At 65.8% G+C, this 10,068-nt stretch carries 6 protein-coding genes; 2 read left to right on the top strand and 4 right to left on the bottom strand.

Translation table 11 applies throughout. The features are described from left to right. Positions 1–96 precede the first annotated feature (96 nt). From QMX83_RS17325 to QMX83_RS17315, 3 genes are all read right to left on the bottom strand, one after another. Positions 97–501 carry a hypothetical protein gene (locus QMX83_RS17325; RefSeq protein ID WP_282297885.1) on the bottom strand — a complete coding sequence of 135 codons (405 nt, stop codon included), beginning with the start codon at positions 499–501 and terminating at the stop codon, positions 97–99. A gap of 171 nt (positions 502–672) precedes the next feature. Continuing rightward, positions 673–1,014, bottom strand: coding sequence for a hypothetical protein (locus QMX83_RS17320; protein ID WP_282297884.1), 342 nt, complete (start codon positions 1,012–1,014; stop codon positions 673–675). A 124-nt stretch (positions 1,015–1,138) separates the two neighbouring features. Continuing rightward, positions 1,139–2,314: an acetyl-CoA C-acyltransferase gene (locus QMX83_RS17315; RefSeq protein ID WP_282297883.1), complete on the bottom strand. Its 1,176-nt coding sequence runs from the start codon at positions 2,312–2,314 to the stop codon at positions 1,139–1,141. 168 nt (positions 2,315–2,482) lie between these two features. On the opposite strand from QMX83_RS17315, the gene QMX83_RS17310 reads away from it, so the two are divergent. Together QMX83_RS17310 and QMX83_RS17305 are read left to right on the top strand one after the other, a co-directional pair. Continuing rightward, positions 2,483–5,356: an autotransporter serine protease gene (locus tag QMX83_RS17310; RefSeq protein WP_282297882.1), complete on the top strand. Its 2,874-nt coding sequence runs from the start codon at positions 2,483–2,485 to the stop codon at positions 5,354–5,356. Positions 5,357–5,578: 222 nt separating this feature from the next. Beyond that, positions 5,579–8,458: an autotransporter serine protease gene (locus QMX83_RS17305; RefSeq protein WP_282297881.1), complete on the top strand. Its 2,880-nt coding sequence runs from the start codon at positions 5,579–5,581 to the stop codon at positions 8,456–8,458. 40 nt (positions 8,459–8,498) lie between these two features. Here the strand turns inward: QMX83_RS17305 and QMX83_RS17300 are convergent, their stop codons facing one another. Continuing rightward, positions 8,499–9,596 carry a Glu/Leu/Phe/Val dehydrogenase dimerization domain-containing protein gene (locus QMX83_RS17300; protein ID WP_282297880.1) on the bottom strand — a complete coding sequence of 366 codons (1,098 nt, stop codon included), beginning with the start codon at positions 9,594–9,596 and terminating at the stop codon, positions 8,499–8,501. Between the last annotated feature and the right edge of the window lie 472 nt (positions 9,597–10,068).

The raw sequence follows: 10,068 nt of genomic DNA, 5'->3' as shown, positions 1-10,068 counted from the left end.
ACACCGCGATCCTGCAGCGGGCCCTGCCGTAGCGCCACGCCCTGCGTGGCTGAAAACCGCAAAGCCACGCAGGGCGTGGCTCTACGGTGCGAGGCGTCAGCGCTTGGCTTCTTCCGCGTTCTTCTGCGCGTCGTCGGCGACGTCGCGGGCCTTGTCGGCGACCTTCTGGGCCGCCGTGGCGGTGGCATCGCTGGCATGCGCTGCCGCATCCTTGGCGGCGTCTTTGGCCTCCACTGCCGCTTCGGAGGTGGCCGCTGCCGCGCGGTCCAGGGCCGGCTGGACATCTGCCGCCGCCTGCTGCGAGGCGGCCGCCGCTTCATCCGCCGCGTTGCGGGTCGAGGCAGCGGCCTGGTCCACCGCTTCACGCGCTGCGGCTCCTGCGCTGTCGGCTGCCTGTGCCGCATCCTCGCGGGCCTGCTCGGCCTCCGGGCCCTTGCACGCCGCCAGCGCCAACAGCAGGGAAGCGGCCAGCAGGGCGGGGGTGATCGATCGGATCTTCATGGCACGCACCTGTTTCATCTGAGGGGAGCCAAAGCGTATTCATGCCCCCGTGAAGACCCGGTAGGTACAGGAGCATCGGTGGGTACCGACCGATGCTCGGTACATCACACCCAAAGAAAAAGCCGCTGGCGAACCAGCGGCTTCTTCAGACTTGCTTGAAGAAAGAAGTTATTACTTCTTGGCTTCTTCAGCAGCGTCCTTGGCCTGCTCGGCGGTGCCTTCGGCAGCCTTGGCAGCGTCAGCAGCCTGGTCGGCAGCAGCGTCGGTGGCAGCAGCGCCAGCCTGGGCAGCAGCGTCGGCCGAAGCGTCAGCAGCGGTGGCGGCGGTGTCGGCAGCAGCCTGGGCAGCGTCGGCGGTCTGGGCGCCAGCAGCAGCGGCCTGGTCGGCAGCGACCTGGGCGTCGGCAGCAGCGGCGTCAGCCGAAGCGGCGGCGTCAGCAGCCTGTTCCTGCTTCGAGCAGGCGGTCAGAGCCAGGCCCAGGGCCATCGCGATCAGCAGCTTGTTGATGCTCATTAGTGTGAATCCTCGTCGTTAGATTAGGCAACGCGCTATTGCGCGCCCGGCAACATGATGACAAGCCACGAATGGCTGTCAAGCGATCGCGCATTCATTTTTGCGAAATGCGAGTTAAGTCCAATTAAATCAATTCGATAGCGATGGCGGTCGCTTCGCCGCCGCCGATGCACAAGGTGGCAATTCCGCGCTTTGCATCACGCTTGCGCAAGGCGTTGACCAACGTAACCACCAGTCGAGCACCCGAAGCGCCGATCGGATGACCCAATGCGCAGGCACCGCCATTCACGTTGACTTTGTCGTGGGAAATGCCCAATTCGCGGATCGGAGCCATCGCCACTACCGCGAATGCTTCGTTGATTTCGAACAGATCCACCTGGTCCAGCGTCCAGCCCGCCTTCTCCAGCACTTTGTGGATGGCACCGATCGGCGCGGTGGTGAACCATTCCGGTTCCTGCGAATGGGTGGCATGGGCCACGATGCGGGCCAGGGGCTGCAGGCCGCGCGCCGCCGCGTCGTCTTCTGCCAGCAGCACCACCGCGGCAGCGCCGTCGGAAATGCTGGAGGAACTGGCCGCCGTGACCGTACCGTCCTTCTTGAAGGCCGGGCGCAGGGTCGGAATCTTGGCGATGTCGGAACGACCCGGCTGTTCGTCCTGGGCGTACTCGACGTCGCCCTTGCGGCCGGCGACCTTCACCGCGACGATTTCGTCGGCGAAGGCTCCCTCGGCCTGGGCGGCCTGGGCGCGTCGCACCGATTCGATCGCATACGCGTCCTGGTCCTCACGGCTGACCTGGAACTTGTCCACCGCGTACTCGGCGAACACCCCCATGGGGTTGCCGTCATAGGCGTTGGTCAGGCCATCGAATGCCATGTGGTCGACCGCCTGGAAGTTGCCGTAGCGGTTGCCGGTGCGCGAGTTGGGCAGCAGGTGCGGGGCGTTGGACATCGATTCCATGCCGCCGGCCACCACGATGCTGGCCGAGCCGGCCTTGATCAGGTCGTGGCCGAGCATGATCGCCTTCATCCCCGAACCGCACACCTTGTTGAGCGTGGTCGCGCCGGTGGACAGTGGCAGGCCCGCCGCGATGGCGGCCTGGCGGGCCGGAGCCTGGCCCAGGTTGGCCGGCAGCACGCAGCCCATGATCACTTCGGACACGTCTGCGGCCGGAACCCCGGATTGTTCCAGCGCCGCCTGGATCGCGGTCGCGCCCAGCGTGGGCGCGGGCACGCCATTGAACTGGCCGAGGAAGGAACCGATGGCGGTGCGTTTGGCTGCAGCGATGACAATGTTGGACATGGCAATCTCTTGATGCGTTGGCGTTTTGGCAGTCAGGCCATTGGAACCGGCCCCGATTGCCGTCAGACTGCGGGGGAGGCCCAGTATAGAGGGTCGAGGTTTACCACCGGTGTCTGCGGGGTAAGCGCGGCACCTGGCGTGGTCATATCAACGTCTGGGGGAACAGGGATGAAGCAGCTTGCAGGGGGCAGGACCGCGCTGGCAGCCGCGTTGGCGATCGCAGTGAGCGCGTGCAGTGGCGGTAGTGGCGGGGAAAACGTCCGGGTCGGCGGTGGCGGCGGCACGCCGATTAATACACCGACCTACCCGCCAGTGAATCCACCGGTGACACCCGGAACTGGCAATCTGCCGCAGCCGGCCATCGACGCCCATCTGGCGTTGATCAACGCCAATGACCGGCAGGGCCTGACCGGCACGGGCGTGCGCATCGGCATCGTCGATTCCGGCGTCAACCGCGCCCACCCCACGTTGTCCGGCCGGGTGGTGGCCAGCTACAGCTATGTTGATCCGGCGGCCAACGATCTTGCCAAGGACGACGTGGTAGGACATGGCACCACGGTCGCGTCGCTGGCGGCGGGCAAGGCAGCAGGCAGCTGGCCCGGTGGCGTCGCGCCAGGAGCGCAGATCGTCTCCGCCCGCATCATCGCCGACAAGGCCCCGACCGATGATGGGTCCGGGGATGGCAACGAGGTGGACGGCGCGCTGGGCCTGGCCCAGGTGCATCAGGACCTGATCACCAATGGCGTGAAGATCATGAACAACTCCTGGGGTGGTCTGTACTGGACCAACCCCTCGGCAACGGCTGCAATTGCCAATGAGTATCGTCCCTTCATCTTTGCCAACAACGGGCTAGTGGTGTTCGCCACCGGCAACGAGAGCAAGCCCAATCCGTCGGACATGGCTGCATTGCCCAGCCAGCCCGGTCCGAACGGCACGTTGCCGGCGGCTGACCTGGAGCGTGGCTGGCTGGCGGTGACGGCGATCAACTCCAGCAAACCGGACAGCCTGTCCTCATATGCCAATGCGTGCGGGATGGCGGCCAACTACTGTCTGGCCGCCCCCGGTGAGGCGGTCTTCATCGACCCGCAGAGCACCGGAAGCACGACGCCGCTGTACTACGGTGGCGGTACCTCGTATGCCGCGCCGCTGGTGTCGGGTGCGGCGGCACTGGTATGGGAAAAGTATCCGTACTTGACCAATGACCAGGTACGTCAGACGCTGCTGGGGACTGCCACCGATCTGGGCGAACCGGGCGTGGACAGCACCTTCGGTTACGGCCTGTTGAACGTGGCGGCGGCGGTGAAGGGCCCGGCTCGATTTGATTGGGGTGACTTCACCGTCAACGTGCCGCGCACACCGACGGCCACCGTCTGGAGCAACGACATCAGCGGTGCGGGTGGCCTGGTGAAGCAGGGCACTGGCAGATTGGTTCTGGAAGGAAACAATACCTACGCTGGCGAGACGCTCATCCAGGGCGGCATCCTGACACTCGGCAGCCGGGCCAGCCTGACCGGCAATGTCACCACGGGCGAGTTGGGCGGACTTCCGAATGGCGCACTTGAGTTCGGAGCGGGTGCGCCGCGGGTTACGGGTCATGTGGCCAACTTCGGCGGCATGTATCTGCTGGCCGCCAACAGTACCCCGGTCATTGACGGCAACTACTACCAGTCTTCGCAGGGGTGGTTGTCGTGGGCACTGGGGGCCTCGCCTCTCCAGGTTACGGGAAAGGCCACACTGGACGGCGGCGAACTCATGGTCATGAATGTCGTGCAGGGGTATGTGCCGAAGGTGGGCCCGCTCGAATTCGAAATGCAGGAAATCATGACCGCTCAGCAAGGCGTGACCGGCAGGTTTTCCCGGCTCAGCTACGGCGGTCGAGTCGCGCTGCTGGAAGGATTCGTGCAGTACGACCCGACCTCCATCTGGCTCGGCATCACCCGTGTTTCGGTGACCCAGGCGGCGGCTTCAGCCGGCTTTGACGCCATCACTGTTGCCTCGGCTAATCGGGTGGAAGAGGCGTTCGTCCACCTCGACGGTGACGTGGAGAGGGTCTCGCCCGAATTCGTAGAAGCGGCGGGTCAGTTGCAGCGCACGCAGGGCGCAGATGCCCTCCAGGCCAGCCTGGAAAGCCTCTCCGGCAAGGCCCATGGTCTGGCCACCGCGATGACCTTCGACAACCTCGACATGAACCGTCGCGCGCTGTCGTCGCGCTTTGATGCGGTATCCGCTGCGCCGCGACTGCGCGGTGCATGGCACAGCGCGTTGGGCGAACCCGGGCAGGGCAGCTTCGCCGGCAATGGCTTCCAGACCCAGGGTTGGATGATGGGGCAGGACGCCGCCATCGGCAGCAACGGCATGGTGGGCGTGGCCTTCGGTGAAACCCGCAGCAGCAGCGGTCGCGCCTGGAGTGGCGACTCGGGCCGCGACCGTCAGTCGCAGGCACAGCTGTATGCCGGTTGGAACCATGAAGGGGCCTATGCCTTGGGTCAGATCGGTGCGGGGCAGTTCACCCGTGAAATCGATCGCCAGTTGCTGCTGGGCGCAGGCATGTATGGCGTGAATGCCCGTTACAGCGGCAATTTCAGCAACGCCAGCGTGGAATCGGGCTATCGCTTTGGTGGCCCGCGTGCATCGCTGACACCCTATCTGGGCGCGGACTACGCGCGGGTGGACAGCAACGCGTTCAGTGAAGCCGGCGGTTTTGGCTTCGGTCTCCGCAGCGACGGCAGCAGCAGTCAGCGCAGTCAGGCATTGGCGGGTCTGCGCGCGCAGGCGCAGCGTGGCGACTGGTCGTTCGGCGGGTACGCCGAATGGCAGCAGATCCTGTCCAGCGACGGACTCGGGTTCGACGCCAGCTTCGTCGGCGTGGACGCCTGGGCTCCCATGGCCGGCCTGCAGCCGACGCGTTCGGGGGGCGTGTTCGGTGTCTCGGTGTCCTCATGGCTGAGCCGTCAGTCGCAGCTGTCGTTCGGCTACGACCAGCGCTTCGGTCCACGCGGTGATCTGCGCCAAGTGGGGCTGCGGTATACCGCTGCATTCTGACCCTGGCCCCGGCGGCAACCTGGAAGGGCGCGATCGCATCGCGCCCTTCTTCGTTCATCGTTCACGTTGAAAAGGACGTTATGCGACGTCCGACATTGGAAGACGGCCCGATTCGGGTCACACTGCGCCCCTGATCCGGGAGTCGGGTCGGCAGTCTGTCGCGGGTGCCCGTCGGGGATGACGGCACATAGAGCGTGACGTTCATATATGTGGGGAGCAAGGATGAAACACGTAGCGATTCGCAGGGCAGTTGTGGTCAGCGCGCTGGCCGTGGCATTGAGCGCATGTGGTGGTGGCGGTGGTGGTGGCAATGTGCGCGTGGACGCGCCCACCACACCGACGACGCCCCCGACGCCCCCGACGCCGCCCACCACACCGACGCCGACGCCAACCCGGCCGGCAGAACCGGCCATCGATGCACACCTGAGCATCACCAAGGCCGCTGCCGCCAAGACGGCCGGTCTGACCGGTGCCGGATTGACCATTGGTGTCGTGGACTCGGGTGTGATGCGCAATCACCCGACGCTGGCGGGCCGCGTGAAGGCCAACTACAACTACGTGGATCCGCGCGCCAACAACCTCAACATCGACGACGTGGTCGGTCACGGCACCTCGGTGGCCGAACTGGCCGCTGGCAAGTCCGTCGGCGCGTGGCCGGGTGGCATCGCGCCGGGCGCGAACATCGTCTCCGCCCGCATCATTGCCGACAAATCCCCCACCGATGACGGCAGCGGTAACGGCAATGAGGTCAGCGGTGCCATCGGGCTTGCCCCCGTCCACCAGGACCTGATCGCCCAGGGCGTGAAGATCATGAACAACTCCTGGGGTGGCCTGTATTGGACCAACGCCTCGGCCACTGCCGCGATTGCGCAGGAGTATCGTCCCTTCATCATCAGCAACGGTGGCTTGGTGGTGTTTGCCACCGGCAACGAATCCAAGCCCAATCCGTCCAGCATGGCGGCGTTGCCCAGCCAGGCCGGTCCGGGCGGCAGCCGCCCGGCGGCGGATCTGGAGCGCGGTTGGCTCAGTGTGACGGCCGTTGACTCCACCGACCCCAGCAAGTTGGCGTCCTATGCCAACGCCTGTGGCGTGGCCGCCAACTACTGTCTGGCCGCACCCGGTGCAGCCGTGTTCGTCGATCCCGACTACACCGGTGCGTCCGGCACCACGCCCAGTTATCTGTGGAACTACGGCACCTCGTTCGCTGCGCCGCTGGTGTCCGGTGCGGCCGCGCTGGTATGGCAGAAGTACCCGTATTTCAGCAACGACCTGGTCCGCCAGACCCTGCTCGGTACCGCGACCGACCTGGGGCCGACGGGCGTGGACAGCACCTTCGGTTACGGCCTGCTCAACATCGCCAAGGCCATCAATGGCCCGGCGAAGTTCGACTGGGGTGATGTGACGGCTGCTCCTGCGTTCGAGACGGCCAGTGTCTGGAGCAACAACATCTCCGGCAAGGGGGGGTTGATCAAGCAGGGCGACGGCATTCTGCGGTTGGCCGGCACTACGACCTACACCGGCGGCACACGCATCGAACGCGGAACGCTGTCGCTGCTCGGGGGCGCATCCATCCATTCGGACATCCTGGTTTCCACCAATTCGAATGTCCCAGGTGTGGCCAGCGCGGTGCTTCAGTTCAGGCCCGGTACGACGCGGGTCATCGGCAATGTCGACAACGCAAGTGTCGTGGCGCTGGGTGAAGCCGGCATCAATGCAGTGATCGAGGGCAACTACATCCAGCGTGCCAATGCCCGCTTCAGCCCGGCATTGGGTGCTGCCGCGCTGCAGGTGACCGGTACCGTCACGCTGGAAGGCGGCATTGTGCATGTCCACTCGGTGGTGGAAGGATACGTGCCGCAGGCTGGACAGCAGCAGGTGCTGATCACCGCCGGGCAGGGCCTCACGGGTACCTTCAATCAGCTGCAGAACTCCAACCAGGTGACGTTGCTGGAAGGCACGCTGGACTACGACGCCAATCGCGCCTGGATGAACATCAATCGTGTGAATGTGCAGAGCGCCGCAGCGTCGGCCGGATTGGGTGTCGTCGGTACCGCATCGGCCGCACGTGTTGAAGAGGCCTTCGTCCATCTCGATACCGGCAATGACACGCAATCCAGTTTCGCCAGTGGCGCGGCGCAGCTGCAGCAGGTATCCGGGGCCAACGCGCTCAAGGCCAGCCTGGACAGCCTGTCCGGTCAGGCGCACTCGCTGGCCTCGGCGATGACCTTCGACAGCATCGACATGAGCCGTCGCGCGCTGTCCTCGCGCTTCGATGACGTGCGCACCGCGCCGCGTCTGCAGGGTGCCTGGCAGAGCCAGCTGGGCGATGTTGGCCAGGGCAGCTTTGCCGGCAGTGCCGGTGATACCCGTGGCTGGATGATCGGTCAGGATGCGGCGTTTGGCAGCAACGGCGTGATGGGCTTCGCCTTCGGCGAGACCCGCAACCACAGCAGCCGCAGCTGGGGTGGTGATCGCGGCAACGACCGCCAGTCGCAGGCGCAGCTGTATGCGGGCTGGCGGCTGGGGCAGGGCGGCTATGCGCTGGCCCAGCTCGGTGCGGGTCAGTACACGCGCGAGATTGATCGTCAGCTGTTGCTCGGGGCGAATGCCTATGGCGTCAGCACCCGCTACGGCGGCCAGTTCAGCACCGCCAGTGTTGAATCGGGCTATCGCTTCCAAGCCGGCAGCGTGGCGCTGACCCCGTACATGGGCGCCGATTACGCCCGGGTCAGCACCGACGGCTTCAGCGAGCAGGGTGGCCTGGGCTTTGGCCTGCGTACCCACGACAACGTCGCCACACGCAGCCAGGCGCTGGCCGGTGTGCGTGCCGAGCAGCGTTGGCGAGGCTGGTCGCTGCGCGGTTATGCCGAATGGCAGCAGCTGCTGTCCAGCGACGGCCTGCAGTCCCAGGCCAGCTTCATGGCACTGGACAGCTGGTCGCCCATGGCCGCGATGGAGCCGACCCGCTCGGGCGGGCTGTTTGGCGTCTCCGTGCAGTCGTGGTTGGGGCGCAACAGCCAGTTGTCGCTGGGTTACGACCAGCGCTTCGGCGCGCGCGGTGACCTGAGCCAGGTCGCGCTGCGTTTTGCCACCGCGTTCTGACCGGACGCCCACGTGGAGCCGGGCAGAGCCCGGCTCTACATCAACTGCCGCGCAGCGTGCCCAATCGCGGCGTTGCCCGGCCCAGCGGCATCTTGAGCTTGCCGATCGACAGAATGCGCGCCTCGGCAATCTGGTCGGCGGCACGCTGCGGCGCAATGCCCGCACTCGCGGACAGCGCGAAGATCCGCCCCAGGTTGTGGTAGATGCTGCGGATCAGGCGCATGGCGCGCTCACGGTTATAGCCGTCGATTTCCAGCGATACATTCATCACACCGCCGGCGTTGACCGCGTAGTCGGGCGCATACAGGATGCCGCGCGCATGCAGATCGTCGCCCACCTCCAGGCTGGAGAGCTGGTTGTTGGCGGTACCGCACACAATTTTGCATTTCAGTCGCGAAAGGGTGTCCGGGTTGATCGCGCCTTCCAGCGCGCACGGGGCAAACACATCGGCGTTGACGTCGTAGATGTCGTCCGGCTTGACTGCTTCTGCGCCGTACTCGGTGACCGCACGGTCGACCAGCGCGCTGTTCAGATCGGTGACAAACAGCTTGGCTCCGCGGTCACGCAGCAGCTTCACGAATTCCATGCCGATGTGCCCCAGGCCCTGCACGGCGATGCTGGTCTTGCCGACCTCCTCGTGGCCCAGCTTGTGCTGCAGGCAGGCCATCAAGGCCTGCAGGGCACCATAGGCCGTGAACGGAGCCGGGTCGCCTGAGCCGCCGTGCACCTGGTGAACGCCGGTGACGTACTCGCTCTCCAGGTAGATATTCTCCATGTCGTTGACATCGGTGCCGACATCTTCGGCGGTGATGTAGCGCCCGCCCAGCGAATCCACGTAGCGGCCGAACGCGCGGAACAGCACTTCGGTCTTGTCCTGGCGCGGGTCGCCGATGATCACCGCCTTGCCACCGCCCACGTTCAGGCCGGCCAGGGCGTTCTTGTAGGTCATCGTCCTGCTCAGGCGCAGCGCATCGGCCAGCGCCTCTTCGGTGCTCGCGTACGGACGCATGCGCACGCCGCCCAGGGCCGGGCCCAGGGTGGTGTTGTGGATGGCGATGATCGCCCTCAGCCCGGCGTCGCGGCTGTGGCAGAACACCACTTGTTCGTGACCGGCGGTTTCGAGGGTTTCAAATAACATGGCGACTCCGATGGGGCGAACGGCGCTCAACACCGCCGAACGTACCAGCAAAAGAAAGGGCGTAAAACAAAAAAAGCGACATCGTCGGTAGGCAGTGACGGGTCGCGCGGTCGCATTCTAGAGCATTCCGGTGGACGGCGCCGTCACGCCGAGGGGGACCAGGGCGGCGTCGCAAATGTGACGCAGTTCTAAAGTTGTGGTCTGCCGCGCCGATGCCGTGGCAACGGTGCGTGGGCACTGGCAGGGGCTGGGTGAATCAGGTGCAGGCAGGAAATGTGATGGACGAACATTGCGCAGCATGCGCCCAGGTGGCGGCGTGCTGACGGTGATGGCCGGGCTGGCGGCTGCCGGGGTCGCGTCGGCGCTCGGTGGCTGGCTGTATCTGCGCCGTCCTGCGCCCGTGGCCCGCTCGACCGGCAAGGCCGATGCCCGCCCGCCACGGCCTTCCGAGGCCGGCAGGCCGGCCACGCCG

Source organism: Stenotrophomonas sp. PS02289, from assembly GCF_029960115.1.
Lineage (GTDB): Bacteria > Pseudomonadota > Gammaproteobacteria > Xanthomonadales > Xanthomonadaceae > Stenotrophomonas.
This window is presented reverse-complemented; position numbering and strand designations above follow the sequence as displayed.

Bases quoted from the DNA above. Each gene is read 5' to 3' on its own strand.
- QMX83_RS17325 (WP_282297885.1), bottom strand. From the start codon at position 501: ATGAAGATCCGATCGATCACCCCCGCCCTGCTGGCCGCTTCCCTGCTG.
- QMX83_RS17320 (WP_282297884.1), bottom strand. From the start codon at position 1,014: ATGAGCATCAACAAGCTGCTGATCGCGATGGCCCTGGGCCTGGCTCTG.
- QMX83_RS17315 (WP_282297883.1), bottom strand. From the start codon at position 2,314: ATGTCCAACATTGTCATCGCTGCAGCCAAACGCACCGCCATCGGTTCC.
- QMX83_RS17310 (WP_282297882.1), top strand. From the start codon at position 2,483: ATGAAGCAGCTTGCAGGGGGCAGGACCGCGCTGGCAGCCGCGTTGGCG.
- QMX83_RS17305 (WP_282297881.1), top strand. From the start codon at position 5,579: ATGAAACACGTAGCGATTCGCAGGGCAGTTGTGGTCAGCGCGCTGGCC.
- QMX83_RS17300 (WP_282297880.1), bottom strand. From the start codon at position 9,596: ATGTTATTTGAAACCCTCGAAACCGCCGGTCACGAACAAGTGGTGTTC.